The following is a 16,444-nucleotide window of genomic DNA, read 5'->3' as shown; positions in this document are numbered from 1 at the left end:
GCGTCATCGTGGTGGCCACCCCAGCGGCCGTGCCCGCCGCAGCGCCGTCCCCGGCCCCCGCGCCAGCCGTAGCCCCAGCCGTGCTCGATGATGTCCGCGAGCTCGCGGCGCTGACGCGGCTCCAGCGCCTCGTGCACCGCCGACAGGCCGTCCTGCACGGCGTTGCGCAGCGTCTCCAGCGCCACGTCGTGGCGGCTGAACAGCTCGCGCAGCACGGCGCCGTCGAAGTGCTCCCCGCGCAGCGACGCCCCGAGCGCCGTGCGGCTGGGGCCCCACTGGTCGCGCACCTTGGCGAAGGCCTCGCGCGCGTCCTCCACCGCCTTCACGATGACCTTCTCCTGGCCGGGGGAGGTCTCCAGGCGCTCGAACAGCCAGCGCAGCCGGGGACGCGCGCGCCAGCCCCCTCCGTGGCCGTAGCCGTGGTGGTGGCCGTAACGCCCCCGGCGCAGGGTGGCGAAGAGGCCGGCGAGGCACGCGGTACCGAAAACGAATCCGAACATGGGTGTGGCTCCGTGGGGCAGGTCGGACGCCGTTCAAGCGGGCCCGAGCCGTTTCTGACGGAGCACAAGGTAGAGAGCGGGTGTGAAGCCCACGCCCGGCTGCGGTGAAGAAGTATGAAGGCCCCGGGAAATCCCCCGGAATGCGCCGCGGGCGGGTGGGTGTTCAATCTGCGGGCCTCAATGAAGTCCTTCTGTCGGATGAAGGACGCCTGCTCGCACGATTCCTTCCTCTGGAGTGGTGTTCGCGCGGGAAGCAGGTAGAGTGCCCGGCGTGCCGGGGGCGGTGTGCGTTTCCGGTACGGGTGGCTGGCGAGAGCTGGTCACCAGCTCAAAGCAGAGAAAGAGAAGAGACTCACAATGGCATTCGGTACCGTGAAGTGGTTCAACGACGCGAAGGGTTTTGGCTTCATCGCGCAGGACAATGGCGAAGACGTTTTCTGCCATCACACTGCCATCAACATGGATGGCTTCCGCACGCTGGCTGAAGGCCAGAAGGTGGAGTTCGAGGTCACCAAGGGCCCCAAGGGCCTCCAGGCGCAGAACGTCCGCGCCGCGCCTTGATCGAAGCCCCGACTCTCCGCGACCGGTGAGTCACCGAAGCCCAGTCTCCCCCAGGGAGGCTGGGCTTTCGTCTTTTGGGACGCAGGCCAGGCAGGCAGCCTGCGCGACGCGTCCCGCCAATGTCCGGGGTCTTCCCTACCTTCTGCCTTGAGGAGCGCGGCGCCGCACGCCGCCCCCAAGGAGACGCGAACATGGGCGACACCAGCGTGAAGAAGGTCGAAAGCCGCCATTCCCCCAAGGGCGAGATGGGCCAGAAGTACCTGGCGTCCGGCGTCCGGGTGGCCATGCGGCTGTGGGAGGACGAGCCGCCCGCCGAGGCCAAGCCCGTCAGCGTCCGCGACTACGAGACGGTGGGCTACGTGCTCAAGGGCCGCGCGGAGCTGCACCTGGAGGGACAGGTCATCCTGCTCAACCCCGGTGACTCGTGGCTCGTGCCGCGCGGCTCCAGCCACACGTACAAGATCTTGGAGACCTTCTCCGCCGTGGAGGCCACCAGCCCCTCGTCCGCCGTGCACGGCCGCGACGAGCACTCGGAGGCCACGACGAAGGGCAAGGCCGCCAAGGCCTGAAGCAGGGAGGCGAGGGAGGGGACGGTGGGTCGCCCGGCTTCGAACCCGGGGCCCATCGGTCATGAGCCAGGGGCGTCCGTGATGCGCACCCGGCCTAGAAGACCCAGTAGTTCACAGGGCCAAAATAGCCTTCGGCGGCGTTGTACGGGCCCGTCCAGCCTGCCGGGCGCGGTGCATGGCTGAACGCCGCAAGGACGATGCGAGCCGCGCGGTTTGGAAAGGAGGCAGGGCCGAGGTTGTATTGGTTGTCAGGGTCCGCGGGATGGCCGGCGATCCAGGTTCCATTGAGGAAGTAGTCCCAGCGCCACCCGCTCGAAGAGTTCCAGTACTGGACCTTCAACGTGTATGCGTTTCCCAGGGGCGTCGACACATCCGCATGGACTGTCGGCGTATTGCTGGGTGCGCAGTTCGGCACGCCGCTGGGCGGTGTGGTCGTCGGATGCTGAGTTCCATCAAAGGCAGCCTCGTAGCACGGTCCCCAGACATTGAAATAGATCCTGCCAGAGTTGATGTCCTTTCGAATCCCGCTCGCGCGATAGTTGAACTCATGCTCGTAGATGCCGAGGTTCCAGCCGCAGCCCGAGGCGCCTCCGCCCGCGACCTGCGTGCACGATGGCACCACCTGGACCTCCGCGATGAGGCCGGTGGGGAATGAGATGGGATTCAGGGAGGCGAACAGGAAGCCATCACCGTCTGGAGACTTCTTCTCGGCATGCAGATACAGCCGATTGCTGGACGTGGCATGGCAGCCGTTGAGCCACGCTGGCGCTGCGTTACAGTTCGGATTCCAGTTATTGTAGACCCACTGCTTCGAGGCGTCCCGGATGGTATGGCCGGTAGGATGGTTGAACGTCCCGCCGATGCTGAGTTGAGAGTCTTTTCGCGAGATGACGGATGGGGCGGAGGAGCTTCTTGTCTTCTCGGGCCAACGAAAAAAGGGGGCTCGGTTGCACGGCCTTGCAGGGCGCCCGAGAGGCGTGTCGGACCGCCCCGCCAGTGCTGATGCGATTGGGTTTCCCCTCCCGACGTGGGGAGGGGGCTGTCCCCCTCCCAACGGGAAGTGGGGCGCTACTTCGTGAGCGCGTCCACGCGGAGGTTGAAGGAGGTGACGTTGCCGACGCCCTCGACCATCACGTAGGCCTTGCCCGCCACGGGGTTGATGATGGAGCAGACCGCGGGCAGCGTGGTGCTGTCCGCGGTGCAGTCCACCGCGCTCGGCACCGCGGGCGCGCTGCCCTGGCGCACGTAGAACTTGAACGCGCCGCTTTGCCCGGACGACTGCGTGGCCGTGACCTGGAGCCGCTTCTTGCCCGCCGGCACGTCCACCTCGTACACCGTCCGCGACAGCTGGTTGATGTTCGGCGTCACCGTCGTCGCGAGCGCCAGCGGGTGGCTGTAGTACGCGAGCAGCGTGACGTTGGAGTACGCCTCGTAGCCGTAGACGACGACGTAGTACGGCTGATCATCCTCGACGCCGGTGGTGTACACGCAGTTCTCCGTGTTGCCCACCGCGTCGCTCACGCAGTCGTAGTCGGTGAACGTGGGCTCGGCGTACCGCTTCACGTAGACGTCCGCGTCACCGGTCCCTCCGCGCAGCGTGAAGCTCAGCTTCTGCGCGGGCGCCGGGTTCACCAGGTAGAAGGTCTGCACCGAGCCCAGCCCGCCCGACACCGTCACCGGATAGCCGTTGTAGATCGCCGTGCTGAGGGCGCTCGACTGCGACAGCAGCTCCGGGGCCACTTGCGGTGTCGCCTTTCCCTCGGCTCCGGGAAGGGGCTCGCCACAACCGATGCCGAACAACGAGACCAGGGCCACTGCGGAAACCGCGCGGGAGAGGTGCATGGACGCTCCGTGTTGGGTGGAGCACGCAGGGTAGGAGGCGGCCGGTGCCGTGCGTGTCACAGTCGCGCAACTCGGTTCCTCGTTGGAAGCCCGTGACCTTCACGTTGCCGGGATGTTGCCGCACGGAGGAGGGCCACCGCCGCGTTCAGTTCGCGCCAGCGTTCCCGAGTCCCAGGAAGGCGCGGGTCCGCTCGTGCTGGGGGTGAGCCAGCACCTGGTCCGGCTTCCCCTCTTCGATGATGTGCCCGCCGTGCAGCACCAGCACCCGGGAGGCCAGCACCCGCGCGAAGCGCATCTCGTGCGTCACCGTCACCAGCGTCAGCCCGTCATCGCGCAGCCGCTCCAGCAGGGACACCAGGCCCGCCACCCGCTCCGGATCCAACGCGCTCGTGGGCTCGTCCAGCAGCAGCGCCTCGGGCTCCATCGCCAGCGCCCGGGCAATGGCCACCCGCTGCTGCTCGCCTCCGGACAGCTCCGAGGGGTACGCGCCCTCGCGGTGCGACATGCCCACCTTCGCCAGCAGCTCCCGGCCCCGCTCCGTCGCCTCCTTCACGCCCTGGCCCTTCACGTGGACCGGGGCTTCGATGACGTTGCCCAACGCCGTGCGGTGCGCGAACAGGTGCCATTGCTGGAAGACGAAGCCCACCCGTCGCCGGAGGTCCCACAGCCGCGAGGCCTGCGCCTGCCCACGGCCGGGCTCCAGCGCGCAGTCCCCCACGCGCACGGAGCCTCCATCGAAGGACTCCAGCCCGTTGAGGCACCGCAGCAGCGTGCTCTTGCCTCCGCCCGACGGCCCCACCAACGCCACCACCTCGCCCCGGGTGAAGGTGGCGCTGATGCCATCCAGCACCGTCCGGCCCGCGTAACGCTTGGTCAGCCCCCGCACCTCGATCATGCCCGCTCCAACTTCGCCTCGAGCGTTCGCGCGAGGCGGGACAAGGGGTAGCTCATCGCCAGGTACAGCACCGCGCACAGGGCTCCTGGCAACAGCCAGCTCCGCACATCCACCGCGGTGATGGTCATGCGCTTGGTCAGCTCCACCACGGAGATCACCGACACCAGCGAGCTGTCCTTGAGCAAGGCGATGAAGTCGTTGGTGACGCCGGGCAGGGCCACGCGGAACGCCTGGGGAATGATCACCCGCCGGAGCGCGAGCCGGGTCGGCATGCCCAGGGCCAGCGCCGCCTCCATCTGCCCCGTGGGCACCGCGAGCAAGCCCGCGCGATACACCTCCGCCTCGTAGGCCGCGTAGTTCAGCCCCAGCCCCAGGATGGCCGCGCTGAGCGGGCCCAGCCGCAGCACCCCCGCGAGGCCGTAGTAGAGGACATAGAGCTGCAAGAGCACCGGCGTGCCCCGGAGCAGCTCCACATAGGCCGTGGTGAACGCACCCATCCACTTCGGCCCATAGAGCCGCCCCAGCGCCAGCGTCATTCCCAGCGGGATGGCCAGGACCATGGCCCCCACGGAGACGCCGAGCGTCACCAGCGCCGCCTGGAGGAAGAGCAGCAGCTGGTTCCAGTCCAGGCGCGACGTGCTCGTATGGGACAGCACCTCGCGCGTCTGCGCCTCCGTCCACTCCACCATGCGCTGCTCGGCGGCGTTGTCGATGCCCCAGCGGCGGAAGATTCCCCGCAGCTCCCCCGAGCGCGCGATGCGGCCGAGGGCGTCATCGAGCGCCTGGCGCAGGTCCTCGTCTCCCGGCCTCACGGCGATGGCGTAGTAGCCCTCGGCCACGTCACCGATGACGCGCAGGCCGGGGCGCGGCAGGCCGTAGCGCTGCGCGATGATGTCGTCCATCAGCACGGCGTCCAGCCGGCCCTGCTCCAGGTCGATGTACGGCTCCTGGACGCCCTCGTAGGGAATGGCCTGTGCCCCATTGCCTCGCAGCAGCTCCCACGCCTGGGAGTTGGCGAGGGTGCCCACGCGGCGCCCGCGCAGCGACTCCAGTCCCGTCACGGTCGTGTCGTCCCGCCGTGCCATCAACTGGAGGTGGAAGAGGTAGTAGGGGCGCGTGAAGAGCACCCGGCCCGCGCGCGTGGGGATGATCTCCATGCCGTTCATCGCCACGTCGAAGGAGCCGCCCCGCTCCAGCGTGGGGATGAGGCTGGACCAGTCGTTCTGGACGAACTCGGCGCGCACGCCCAGCTCGCGGCCCAGGGCATCCGCCAGCTCCACCTCGAAGCCCCGGTACTGGCCCGGGTGGTCCGGGTCCTCCATGGCGTAGGGCTCGCCGCCCTGCGCATCCGCGCCCCAGCGGAGCACGCCCGCGCGCTGCACGCGCTCGAGCGCCGAGCCCTCCTTCGGGCCACAGGCCGTCAACCACACCAACACGCCCGTCGCCAGGCAGGCGCGGGAGAACAGGGAAGCGCATCGCGGACGGAGAGGTGGGTCGGTCATGTCATGCAGGGCGCAAGCAGCCTCACCCCATAGAGCAGATGCGCCAAGTTCGGGTCAATCCTTCGCGATGTGCGTGAGGACCCGGAAGACGCTCCGCCGCTCAGGCCCAGCGCAGCTCGACCCGGGTGCCCCGCGGCTGCAGCGGGGTGAAGGTCACGCTCCAGCCGAGTCTCTGGGCAAGCCGCTGTACGAGCGACAGCCCCACGCCAAAGCCCGCGTGTTCGGGCGCCACGTTCCCCAGGCCCTCACCGCTGTCCGAGATGCGCCAGAGGCCGGGCGCCACGTGCACCTGCACGCTGCCCGTGCGCGTGTAGCCGAAGGCATTCTTCACCAGGTTGCCGAGCAGCACGCGCGCCACCGCGGCGCTCACTGGCGCCTCCACGGGCCCTTCCGCCTCCACCACCACCGAGACGGCGGGCTGGCGCAGCCCGTCGTAGAGCGCGACCACTTCGTGCGACACCGCCCTCAGGTCGCAGCGCTCGCCCGGCCGTGGCGTGCGGGCGAGCCAGAGGATGCCCTCGGTGAGCAGCCCCATCTGCAGCACCGCGCTGCGCAGGCGCGCGAAGGCCGCGGCGTCCTGGGGCGGTGCGCGCTCGATCAGCTCCACGGCGCCCTGCGCGACGGCGAGCGGCGTGCGCAGCTCGTGGCTCACGTCGCGGTTGAATTGCCGCTCGCGTTCCAGGAGGCGCTGGATGCGCGCGTCGCGCTCACGCAGCGCGGCCCTGAGCGCGCCCAGCTCCTGCACCGCACCCTCGTCCTCCGCGGTCCCGGGCGCGTCCTCTCCGAGCGCCGCGGCAAGCTGTTCGAGGGGGCGGCTCACGCGCCGGGCCACGACCACGGCGATGCCCGAGGCCGTGAGCAGCGCGAGCGCCGCACTCACCAGCAGCAGCCAGGCGTTGCGCCCCAGCTGGCCCGTGGTGCTGGTGAAGGTGTCCACCTGGAAGGCGACGTAGAGCGGCTCACCTCCGTGTGCGTCCGGACGCACGGCGACGTGGAAGTGGCCCGCCCCGTCCGTGGCCACCTCGTACTCGCCGCGCGACAGGGAGGGGGACAGCTTGCGTGCGAGCGCGGGCGGCAGGGCCGCATGCCCCCGGTGCGTGCTCATTCCCGCGGGCAGCTCCGCGGCGCGGCCTTCCAGCTGTCGCTCGGCCTCCGCCGCGACGAGCCGGTTGAAGATGGTGTCCTCCAGGTCGTAGCTGAAGAGGGTGAAGAAGCCGCCCATCAGCGCGAGTGCGAGCGCCGAGGACAGCAGCAGCGCGCGGCGCAGGAGGACGCGCAGGGGCCTAGCCACGCGGTGGCTCCTCCAGTGCATAACCTTCGTTGCGCCGGGTGACGATGAGCTGCTCCATCCCAAGCGCGCCCAGCGTGCGGCGCAGGCCATAGACGTGGGTGCGCAAGGTGCTGCCCTCTGGCGCCTCGTCGCCCCACAGCCGGTGGGCGAGGGTTGCGGCGGGTACTGGCGCAGGCGCCGCCTCCATCAGCAGCCGCAGCAGCAGCGCTTCAGTGCGGTTGAGTCGCACGCGCCGCTCGCCCCTCCGGGCCCATCCGCCCTCGGGCTCCAGCTCCAGTTCGCCGAAGAGGAGGCGCCGTCCGCTGGGCGGCACCGGGCGGCGCCCCAACGCCTCCAGTCGCCAACGCAGCTCGCGCAGGGAGAACGGCTTCACCAGGTAGTCGTCCGCGCCCGCGGCGAAGCCCTCCTCCTTGTCGTCCAGCGAGTCGCGCGCGGTGAGCATCAGCACGGGCACCAATCGCGGGGCGAGCTGGCGCAGGGCGCGGCACACCTCCAACCCGTCCATGCCGGGCAGCGCCAGGTCCAGCACGATGGCGTCGTAGGGGTGGGCCAGCGCGAGCGCGAGCCCCTCCGGCCCCGTGGACGCGAAGTCGAGCGTGAAGTCCGGCGCAAGGAAGCTGGCCAGATTGGCCTGCAGGTCCTGGTTGTCCTCGACGACGAGCACCCGCATGGGACGCCTCTCCCTGGTGCGCGCACCTTGCGCGAGGCCCGGTCAACTCTAGGTCAACTCGCGCCCGACCTGGGGCTGACGCCGCCGGGGGCAGGGTAGGGCCTCCCTGTCATCGGAGCCCGCCCATGAAGCCCTCCCTGCACCTCGTCCTCGCCTTGCTGTTTGCCTCCCCGGTCGCCCTCGCGGCGCCACCCACGCCTACGGTGACCGGTGCCGTTGAGCGCACGCTGACCGCCGCGGACGGGGCGAGCATCCCCGTGCGGGTCCTCGAACCCCACGTGAAGGCCCGGGACGCCCGGACCCCCGTGGCCCTGCTCCTTCACGGTCTCACCCGCGGCAAGGAGGACTGGCTCGCGGATGCCCCGCCCACCCACGGCGGTGCCTTCACCGAGGCGCTGCGTGCGGCGGGCTACCGCGTGTACCTCCTGGACGCCCGCCACCACGGAGAGCGCAAGTTGCCCGGGGAGAAGCCGGGCCTCCTGGTGAAGCGGTTGCACGCGGGAGAGCCCGGGCCCTACGTGTCGATGATCTCCGGGACGGCCGCGGATGCACAGGTCGTCCTCACGCATGCGCTCGAAGGGGGCCGGCCCGCGCGCGTGCTGGTGGCCGGCTACAGCATGGGCGCGCAGGTGGCGCTGCTGCTGGCGGCGCGCGAGCCGCGCATCACCCACCTGGTGACGATGGTGCCTCCGGACATCGAGCCCACGCTCGGGGACGTCGCGCCCATCAACGTGGTGGGCCGGGTGCGGCAGCGCTGGCTGCTGCTCAGCGCGAACCAGGATGAGTTCACACCGGCGGCCCAGAGCGCGGCGCTCTTCTCCGCCGCGCCGTCCAGGCACAAGCTGCACCGCAGCTTCGACAGCGGCCACGCCCTGCCGCGCGACTACCTGCGGGAGGTGCAGCGCTGGCTCGCCGCCGAGCGCTGAGTCGCAGCCGCTCCGGGAAGGCGCTGGCGAGAGCGCCCCCGGAGGGCGCCTGCCAATCGCCTCCGCCGCTCACTCCAGATACGAAGCCGAACTGCTCGGCATCGTGGAGGTTGCCCTGCGGGCCTGGCCCCCGCGCCCGGCGCGGCGGTCGAACCGCGGGCATCAGCGCGCGTAGACGATGGTCGCCTTCGCGGGGGTCAGCGCTTCCGGCCGGTACCACGTCTGGACCTCGCGGGCCCCCGCGAACTTCGGCATGCGCATCCCGTAGGAGTCCAACTGGAAGCGATGGTCCCTGGGCGCGAGGAAGATGGGCGTGCCCCGCTTCTCGCTGTACGGACACAGGCCGAAGGTGGAGATGTTCCAGAGCGTCGCCTGGTGCAGGTCGAAGTCCCGGCCATGGCGCCCCTTGAGGCCCAGCTTTCCCGTCACGTACGTCCCAGGCCACCCCTCGAGCTGGAAGAAGGTGTTGTAGTCGAAGTACTCCACGTTCCCGTCGATGATGGCTTTGTTCTTCCAATCCGTCGTGTCGACGACGAGCGAGCAGATGAAGGGGCAGTCCTTCTTGGGGGCAAGCTCCCCGGTGACGTAGGGATAGGCGTAGGCCGTTCCGAGCGAGGGGACGGGGCCCTTGCTGCCGTGGTGGCGGTAGTGGCTGTGCCCGATGGCGGTGTTCTGCATGCCGCCCCACGGCGTCCACGCGCCGAAGCTCTTGCCGAACGCGCCGTAGAAGTCATCGCTTTCAATCTTCGTGTCGCCGTAGTTGTGCAGGACGACGAAGTGGGCCCCCGCCGCGAAGAGCCTCAGCAGGCGGCGGACGTTCTCCACCACCCACGGGGTGTCGGCGTCGGGGCCCACCAGGGAGTACTGCCGCCACTCATCGATGCGGTAGCGCGGCGCATGGTACGTGACCCCCTTGGCCACGTTGACGAAGGTGCTCTTCTTGATGAGGCGGGGCACCCACAACGTCATGTCGTTCTCCCGCACATAGCGGGAGACGAACTCGAGGAAGCGCCGGTCCGAAGCGGGGCAGCTCCCGCGGTCGTCCTGTGGGTTGAGCCACCCGTCCAGCAGCGTGGCCAGCATCAGGTCCAGATCCGAGCGCTCCATCATCCAGAGCGCGGCGATCTGCTGCTCACCGGCATCCGAGTCCTGGAGCTCGCTGGCGGCACGGATGTACTGCCGGGGCTCCCGGACCTGCGGGTCGAACATCCGGTCCACGAGCATGTCGATGTTGGAGAAGCGGTAGCGCAGAACGCCGGGCATGCGGGGTGTCCCTTCAGAGTTCCTGGATGCGGTCGGAGTGGTCCACGGGCTCCAGCGCCATCAACGCCTTGACCAGCATGTAGATGAAGAAGATGGCCAGGATCGCGAAGGTCACGCCCACGCCCGTCGCCGCGTACGGATGGCGCCTCGCCTTGGCCATGCCTCGCTGGAACTCGTAGGACAGCCGCCCGTTGGGAATGCCGTATTCCTTCGCGGAGAGGCTGCTGTACCTTTCGTTCAGGTGATCCTTCACCACGACGCTCCGGCCGAGCTGGCCTCGGGGAGGGATGCTCTGGATGGACTGCTGGAAGGTCCGCTCAGGACGACGCTTCGTCTTGAGGAACTTCGAGCTCCGCAGCGTCTCCATGATCTGCTCCCGGTCCTCCCCAAGATTCTGGAGCGCCAGCCGCATGACGTTCTGAAGCCGGGAGACGGCCTGGACGTCAGGCTGGGGGAACCTGCCCTCGCGGATGCTCTTCTCGGAGGTCCTGGGAAAGCGTGAGAAGGGCTCCTTGTCGATGGTCGCATGGAGCACCTTGAGCAGCCGGTGCGCGGCGCTGATGTCGGGTCTGAACTGGCCCAGCACGGACTTCTCGTCCTTGAGGAACTTCTCCAGGTTCGTCAGCGGCGCGATGTAGACGTGCTCCGCCTCCTCGTACAGGCCCAGGGCCTTCAGGTGCGCTTCCATGAGGCCCTGGGCACTGAGCAGCGAGTAGCCGGAGTCCACGTAGTCGACCAGGATGACCTTGCGCCCCCGGAGGAGGTCCCTCGGCAGATAGTGGTCGATGAACGTCGCCATCGCTTCGTCGTAGGGCACGTCGCGCTTGCCCTTGCTGTATTCGACCTTCGTTGTCTCGATACTGAGCGGGAGGTCTCTCGCATCAATGTCGAAGACCTGGCGGAGGAACTCCATGATCACCACCGGACTGCGCCCAAGACCGACGTAGAGGAAGTCGCGGTCGCGATCCTCGGCCCGGAGCAGCTGGGCCACGTAATAGAAGCCCGCCATGTCCTTATGCTGGAAAAGACGGTTTTCTCCGGATTCACCGAGGTACTTGGGCATCACGCCCTCGCTGGATAGTGGGACAAGAATTTTAGATCGGTGTGGCTGCGATCACCAGCGGGGCAGCTGGAGAGGCGGGGGCTCAACCCGGGATGCCGACCTCCGCGTACGCGGCGGCCTTGAGCTGTGCGCGGTCGACGCCCAGGGCCCTCAGCGCGCGCACCGCGGTGCCGCGCTCGAGGCTGCACGCGGCCGCGACGACATGCGCGCTCCGCAGCAGCGAGGCCTTCAGCTCCGTGGTGGAGACCCCGACAGGCAAGGCGCTCGACTGGCTCGTCTTCTCCGACCCGCCACGCCACTCGAAGCTGCGCGCCATCGTCCTGCGGGCCTTCACGCCCAGGTCCATCGCGAGCCTGGAGCCGCGCGTCCGTGAGCTGTCACGCGAGCTGCTGGAGCCCGTGCTGGACCGCGGAGCGCTGGACCTGGTCGCGGACTACTCGGCCCCGCTGCCGATGATTGTGATTGCGGAGCTGCTGGGCATCCCCGTCGCGGACCGCCAGCGCTTCATGCACTGGGCCGAGGTCATCATGACGCTCAGCTACACCGTCTCCGGCGGCGAGGAGGCCGCCCGGGCGATGAGCCAGAACGCCGTGGTGAAGGAGGAGATGCGGGCCTACTTCGACGACCTGGCCGAACAGCGGCGGCGCGCGCCGAAGGACGACCTGCTCACCCGGCTGGTGGAGGCCGAGGTGGACGGGGAGCGGCTGACGCCGAACGAGTTCCTGGGCTTCTTCCAGCTGCTCCTGTCGGCGGGCACGGAGACGACCACCAACCTCATCAACAACGCGCTCCTGTGCCTGCTGGAGCACCCGGACCAGCTCGCGCGCCTCCTGGCGGAGCCCCGGCTGCTGCCGTCGACCATCGAGGAGGTCCTGCGCTACCGCACGCCGGCACAGATGGTGTTCCGCACCACGAAGGTGGACGTGGAACTGCACGGGCAGCGCATCCCCGCGGGGAAGCTGGTGCTGGCGATGGTCGGCTCGGCGAATCGCGACGCCACGAAGTTCCAGGACGCGGACCGCTTCGACATCACCCGGGACCCGAACCCGCACATCGCCTTCGGGCATGGCATCCACTTCTGCCTGGGCGCGGCGCTCTCACGCCTGGAGGGACGGGTGGCCCTGTCGGACCTGCTGGAGCGGCTGAAAGGGGTCCAGCTCGCGAGCACCGGGCCGTGGGTGCCGCGCAAGGCGCTCAACGTGCTGGGCCCCGCGCGGCTCCCGCTGCGCTTTCAGCCCGTCCGGCGGGCGGTCACGGGAGCCTGAGGGTCCGGGCGAGCAGGCATTGATTGGCTGACGTTCTCCTTTCAAGGGGTGAGCTCCATGGGATTTCCAGGGAGTCAGGATTTGCATTTTCACCCCTCCCTTGGAGAAGAAGTGAAACAAGAACTCACGGCTCTGGTCGCGGTGGTGTTCGTGCTTCTGGGTTTCGGACCCGTCAGCGCGAGCGCAGCGGTTGTCAACTTCGGCGTTATCTCATCCAAGGTCACCGTGACGGGCAACACCGCCGTGGCTACCGCTTCCATCACCGCGTCCGCGCGCGAGCTGGTCGAGGAGTACAAGGTCTGTGTGAATCCCTACAGCGGTGGAGCGCTGGACTTCTCGAAGCGCACGAACGTCTATATCGACACCGCGGCTCAGGGGGGAACCGCCTACACCTCGGCGTCCCGGACGTTCGCCAACGGGACGTATCAGTACGCTCCCTGTGTCCTGAATGAGGGTGTCTGGTATGTCCTCGGTGGGACTCCCTACAAGACCTTCACCGTGGGCGGGACCACGCCGCCCGCTTCGAGGGCACCTGTCGGGAATCTCCCCGGCTGGACCCAGAACATGGTCCAGAACTTTGACACCGCGGCGTCAACGGGAACCGGTACCGGCTCGTTCACGGGCACCTACGCGAGCTCGTGGCAGCCCTACGATGACGCCGGTAGCTACTGGCCTCGCGCGCTCATCAACGCCCATGACGGGATGATGGACATCAACCTCGATGGTGACCGTGGCGCCGCGGGTGTATTCGGTCCTCCGAGCCGCGCATGGGGACACCTGTACGGGCGCTACTCGATCCGGTTCAAGGCGGTTGGGGCTGAAGGCAACGGAACGGCGATGATGGTCTGGCCTGCGTCCAACTACTGGCCGGACGGGGAGATCGACTTCCCTGAGGGGCCGCTCGACGGCTTCTTCAACATCTACCACCACCCGACCCCTTGTGATGACGACGACGGCGACCCTGTACCGCACTGCGGCTCCTCGGACAGCCTGACCGACATCGCCACCTTCGAGGACTGGCACGTCGCCACGACCGAGTGGACCCCCACGAGCGTCAAGTATTACGTGGACGGAACGCTGGTGAAGACGGTCACGCACGACATCCCCACCACAAACCACCGCTGGACAATCCAGGTCGCGCCTGACAGCTCGAACGCTCTGCCGGGACACCTGCTGATCGACTGGGTGACCAGCTACACATACACCCCGTAACAACTCCCTGCTGATCCAAGAGGGGCCGGGCATCATGCTCGGTCCCTCTTTCATGTGGGGAGCCGCAATGGCAAATCACTGGCCGACCCGAAGGTCGAAGACGCCGCTACTGGCGCTCCCTCAAGTGGGAGCGGAGGCAGCGACTGGATGGGGCCGGGCTGCTCAAACTCACCACCGTCGGCGAACGGTCGCCTTGGGGCCGGTCACCAGGCTCGCCGCGGGTACGTCGTCGACGACGACCGCCCCGGCCGCGACCACGGCGTCGCGGCCAATCCTGACCCCGGGCATGATCGTCGCGCCCGCGCCGATCCACACGTTGTCCGCCACGTCGATGGGGGCGCCCGTGAGGTACAGCCGCCGCTCGCCCGGGTCGACCGGATGGCTGACGGTGATGAACGTGGCCTTCGGGCCGACCATCACACCTTTGCCCAGCCGGATGCCGGCGTAGTCGAGGAACGTGCAGTTCTGATTGATGAACACACGCTCGGAAAGCTCCAGATGAAGGCCGTGGTCCGTGTAGAAGGGCGGATAGATCGTGACCCTTCCCGGGAGCGGTCGGCCCAGGATCTGCTCGAACAGCGCTGCCTTGCCCACCTCGTCCTCGAAAGGCAGGACGTTGAGGCGCGACGTCAGCGCGGTGACCCGCAGCACCCTCTGGCTCATCGCCGTGAACTCGGGGCTGAGAACCCTCTCACCGCTCGCCTGGGACTCAGGGCTGTGGATGCGCATGAGACGGTCCATGGGCATTCCAAGAGCTTCGCGCCCTCCCCACACTCACGTCCAGCTGTGCGGGCGTCCTGCGGGTGGAAGAGCACCTGCTGAACGGGCAGCCCGCCGCCGTGTTCTGGAATGGCGAGCAGCCCTTCGCGGCGCTGTTGCTCGCGGTCGCCGATGGGAAGGTCCAGCGCGTGTACTTCCACGCCGACCTGCATCGGCTGAGCCGTCTCGGTCGCCAGGTCGACACGCGCTTCGACCTGGCGCGGCTGTGGCTGTCACCGCGCGAGTAATCCGCGAGACGGGCGCATCACCTCCAGGCGCTCCATCCGGTACCCGCGCCGCTCCTGCACCTGCCGGCGGATGTCGCCGCAGGCGATGGAGGAGCTGCCATGGGCCAGGGGCCTGACGGCCCCTCTGCACCTGCCACTCCAGGGCGCCCGGCTACTGGCAGAGCCCCGTCGTGCTGTCGCAGGTCCCCTCGAGGCAGGAATACACCCACTCGGGGAGTCCTCCGTCCGGCTCGGTGAAGCGGCAGCGCTCTGCCAGGCGCGGCTCCCGGACGCAGGTGCCTCCGTCCTCCACCCCCTTCGTGCAGATGAGGTAGGCCGCACAGTCAAGGCGACCGTTACACGCTTCCCCCAAGGCCTTGCCATCCGCGCAGACGCCGTTCCGGCACAGCTGGGCCCAGGGGCACTCCACGTCGAAGCGGCATTCCCCCGGGTTCGCCACGGCGCACACGTTGAACGGGGCGGTGCCCGCGTCCGGCCGCACGACGCACCGCAGCCCTTCCGCGCAGAGACCGCGGCCGCTGCCGTTGCATTCCTCTCCCTCCATCACGGTGCCGAGCGTGACGCAGCGGCCCGACGGCCCGGTGCACCCCTGGTTCGGGCCGCAGCCCCGGAACCAGCTGTCGCACCGGAGTCCTTCCGGCTGGCATTGCCGGGCCACCGAGGCGTCCGGACTGACGAGCGTGCAGACCTGCCCGTCGACACACGTCCCCAGGTCGCAGGCCGGCACGGGGATGCTCGTGCACCATGACACGGGTGCCGGCCCGCACGTCTCGCCCTGCTGCTTGTAGGCACGGCAGGTGCCGATGCCAGAAGTGTCCTCGATGGCCAGGGGCCGGCACCCGGGTGACGTGTCGGGGTCACAGTACCTGGGATTGAGGCCAAGCTTGCAGGCCTCCCCCGCGTTGGGACGCGGCGCGCAGCACCCCTGCGAACAGTTCCCATGGTCGTCGCACGGCGCGTCGCCAAAGCGGCCACAGGCACTGCCCACGGGGCGCTTGTCCGGACACGCGACGCAGACGCCCGCGTCGCTGGAGTCCTTGAGGCAATAGCCCGTGCGGCAATGGGCATCCTCGCCGCAGACCCCACCTGGCGAGCTGCCCACGAACGCACAGCCGCACGCCGGACTGGACGGCTTCAATTCGCCCGTGAGGCATGCGGATGCGGCCTGGGGCCAGTACGTGAGGGACCCTGCCTCCCGGCGCGAGCGCGGGAAGCGGGACTCACACGTCTTCCGCTCGCGCGCGGCGCACTCGGACTCGGACGTGGGCTCCAGCGTGCCGGCGTCCACGCCGGCCGCGCACAGCCGCTGTGCGGATTCCTCGCACCAGCGGTCCTCGGTGGGGACCGGGCCCGCCTCCGGCAGCACCAGCGCGGCGCACCGGTCGACCACGGGAGAATCACAGCGGCTGGCCCACGGCGCCCCCGGGTCCTCGGGGTCGGGCAACACGCAGGCGACGCTCGCGTCCGGCACACCGGCGTCGCTCCCCGCGTCCGGCGGTTCCACGCCAGAGTCCGGCGGCTCCACGCCGGAGTCCGGCGGCTCCACGCCAGAGTCCGGCGGCTCCACGCCAGAGTCCGGTGGCTCCACGCTGGCGTCCGCCACGCTTCCGGCGTCCCCCACGGGCGGGTCGTTGTGGGGACAGCCGGTGCCCAGCGCGAGCACCGTGGCCAGGGCGAACAGCAGCAACGCGTTGCGACGCGGCCCGAAGGAAGGCCCGGTCAGCGCACCTCCTGCGCGATGGACCTTCCCGTGGCCAGACATCGCCCGCTGCGTCATACCTGCTGCGTCAGTCATGTTCAGCCTCCAGGCGCGGCCAGTCCTTCCGCACCTGCCAGGGAAACTGCTGCCTTCGTATTACGCTCCCAGGGCCGCCGTCG

18 protein-coding genes are annotated in these 16,444 nt (G+C 69.0%); 6 read left to right on the top strand and 12 right to left on the bottom strand.

All coding sequences use genetic code 11. The annotated features are described in order from the left end of the window. Positions 1-500 (bottom strand): periplasmic heavy metal sensor (locus D7V97_RS12615; protein ID WP_120610866.1); only part of this gene is annotated, 500 nt, incomplete at its 3' end. A 357-nt stretch (positions 501-857) separates the two neighbouring features. Between D7V97_RS12615 and D7V97_RS12610 the strand changes: the two genes are divergently transcribed. After that, the gene (locus D7V97_RS12610) at positions 858-1,061 is read left to right on the top strand and encodes a cold-shock protein (RefSeq protein WP_120610865.1); all 204 of its coding nucleotides are present in this window, start codon (positions 858-860) and stop codon (positions 1,059-1,061) included. 191 nt (positions 1,062-1,252) lie between these two features. Then, entirely contained in the window at positions 1,253-1,630 is a 378-nt protein-coding gene (locus tag D7V97_RS12605; protein WP_120610864.1) for a cupin domain-containing protein, read from the top strand. A 94-nt stretch (positions 1,631-1,724) separates the two neighbouring features. Here D7V97_RS12605 and D7V97_RS44095 read toward each other — a convergent pair whose 3' ends face one another. The 6 genes from D7V97_RS44095 to D7V97_RS12580 form a co-directional block, all read right to left on the bottom strand. Then, positions 1,725-2,252: a hypothetical protein gene (locus D7V97_RS44095; protein ID WP_147444790.1), complete on the bottom strand. Its 528-nt coding sequence runs from the start codon at positions 2,250-2,252 to the stop codon at positions 1,725-1,727. 446 nt (positions 2,253-2,698) lie between these two features. After that, complete coding sequence (locus D7V97_RS45855; RefSeq protein WP_233582722.1) at positions 2,699-3,472, bottom strand: PPC domain-containing protein; 774 nt, start codon at positions 3,470-3,472, stop codon at positions 2,699-2,701. A gap of 145 nt (positions 3,473-3,617) precedes the next feature. Beyond that, the gene (locus D7V97_RS12595) at positions 3,618-4,367 is read right to left on the bottom strand and encodes an amino acid ABC transporter ATP-binding protein (protein ID WP_120610863.1); all 750 of its coding nucleotides are present in this window, start codon (positions 4,365-4,367) and stop codon (positions 3,618-3,620) included. Beyond that, positions 4,364-5,803, bottom strand: coding sequence for an ABC transporter substrate-binding protein/permease (locus D7V97_RS12590; RefSeq protein ID WP_233582720.1), 1,440 nt, complete (start codon positions 5,801-5,803; stop codon positions 4,364-4,366). Before D7V97_RS12590 ends, D7V97_RS12595 begins: the two co-directional genes overlap by 4 nt. A 166-nt stretch (positions 5,804-5,969) precedes the next feature. Continuing rightward, a complete protein-coding gene (locus D7V97_RS12585) occupies positions 5,970-7,160 on the bottom strand; it encodes a HAMP domain-containing sensor histidine kinase (RefSeq protein WP_233582718.1) in 1,191 nt (396 codons plus the stop codon). After that, positions 7,153-7,830: a response regulator transcription factor gene (locus D7V97_RS12580; RefSeq protein WP_120610861.1), complete on the bottom strand. Its 678-nt coding sequence runs from the start codon at positions 7,828-7,830 to the stop codon at positions 7,153-7,155. Before D7V97_RS12580 ends, D7V97_RS12585 begins: the two co-directional genes overlap by 8 nt. Positions 7,831-7,955: 125 nt before the next feature. On the opposite strand from D7V97_RS12580, the gene D7V97_RS12575 reads away from it, so the two are divergent. Then, positions 7,956-8,756, top strand: a complete 801-nt coding sequence (locus tag D7V97_RS12575; protein ID WP_120610860.1) for an alpha/beta hydrolase — start codon at positions 7,956-7,958, stop codon at positions 8,754-8,756. Positions 8,757-8,918: 162 nt separating this feature from the next. Here D7V97_RS12575 and D7V97_RS12570 read toward each other — a convergent pair whose 3' ends face one another. The 3 genes from D7V97_RS12570 to D7V97_RS45850 all read right to left on the bottom strand — a co-directional run bounded on the left by D7V97_RS12570 (position 8,919) and on the right by D7V97_RS45850 (position 11,341). Then, positions 8,919-10,019, bottom strand: a complete 1,101-nt coding sequence (locus D7V97_RS12570; RefSeq protein ID WP_120610859.1) for a hypothetical protein — start codon at positions 10,017-10,019, stop codon at positions 8,919-8,921. 13 nt (positions 10,020-10,032) lie between these two features. After that, positions 10,033-11,028, bottom strand: a complete 996-nt coding sequence (locus tag D7V97_RS12565) for a hypothetical protein (protein ID WP_120610858.1) — start codon at positions 11,026-11,028, stop codon at positions 10,033-10,035. Positions 11,029-11,164: 136 nt separating this feature from the next. Next, the gene (locus tag D7V97_RS45850) at positions 11,165-11,341 is read right to left on the bottom strand and encodes a Clp protease N-terminal domain-containing protein (RefSeq protein WP_233582716.1); all 177 of its coding nucleotides are present in this window, start codon (positions 11,339-11,341) and stop codon (positions 11,165-11,167) included. Between D7V97_RS45850 and D7V97_RS12560 the strand changes: the two genes are divergently transcribed. Together D7V97_RS12560 and D7V97_RS12555 are read left to right on the top strand one after the other, a co-directional pair. After that, positions 11,322-12,347 carry a cytochrome P450 gene (locus D7V97_RS12560; protein ID WP_233582714.1) on the top strand — a complete coding sequence of 342 codons (1,026 nt, stop codon included), beginning with the start codon at positions 11,322-11,324 and terminating at the stop codon, positions 12,345-12,347. The genes D7V97_RS45850 and D7V97_RS12560 overlap by 20 nt on opposite strands. Positions 12,348-12,458: 111 nt before the next feature. Further along, positions 12,459-13,559, top strand: a complete 1,101-nt coding sequence (locus D7V97_RS12555) for a glycoside hydrolase family 16 protein (RefSeq protein WP_158623349.1) — start codon at positions 12,459-12,461, stop codon at positions 13,557-13,559. Between the two features lie 168 nt (positions 13,560-13,727). Here the strand turns inward: D7V97_RS12555 and D7V97_RS12550 are convergent, their stop codons facing one another. Further along, positions 13,728-14,300: a DapH/DapD/GlmU-related protein gene (locus tag D7V97_RS12550; RefSeq protein ID WP_233582711.1), complete on the bottom strand. Its 573-nt coding sequence runs from the start codon at positions 14,298-14,300 to the stop codon at positions 13,728-13,730. A gap of 62 nt (positions 14,301-14,362) precedes the next feature. Between D7V97_RS12550 and D7V97_RS12545 the strand changes: the two genes are divergently transcribed. After that, complete coding sequence (locus D7V97_RS12545; RefSeq protein ID WP_120610854.1) at positions 14,363-14,566, top strand: hypothetical protein; 204 nt, start codon at positions 14,363-14,365, stop codon at positions 14,564-14,566. Between the two features lie 151 nt (positions 14,567-14,717). Here the strand turns inward: D7V97_RS12545 and D7V97_RS12540 are convergent, their stop codons facing one another. After that, positions 14,718-16,361 carry a hypothetical protein gene (locus D7V97_RS12540; RefSeq protein WP_147444789.1) on the bottom strand — a complete coding sequence of 548 codons (1,644 nt, stop codon included), beginning with the start codon at positions 16,359-16,361 and terminating at the stop codon, positions 14,718-14,720. Between the last annotated feature and the right edge of the window lie 83 nt (positions 16,362-16,444).

This window comes from Corallococcus sp. CA053C, assembly GCF_003611675.1.
Classification (GTDB): domain Bacteria; phylum Myxococcota; class Myxococcia; order Myxococcales; family Myxococcaceae; genus Corallococcus.
Note: the sequence above shows the minus strand (reverse complement) of the source record. Positions and strands in the feature narration are given on the sequence as shown.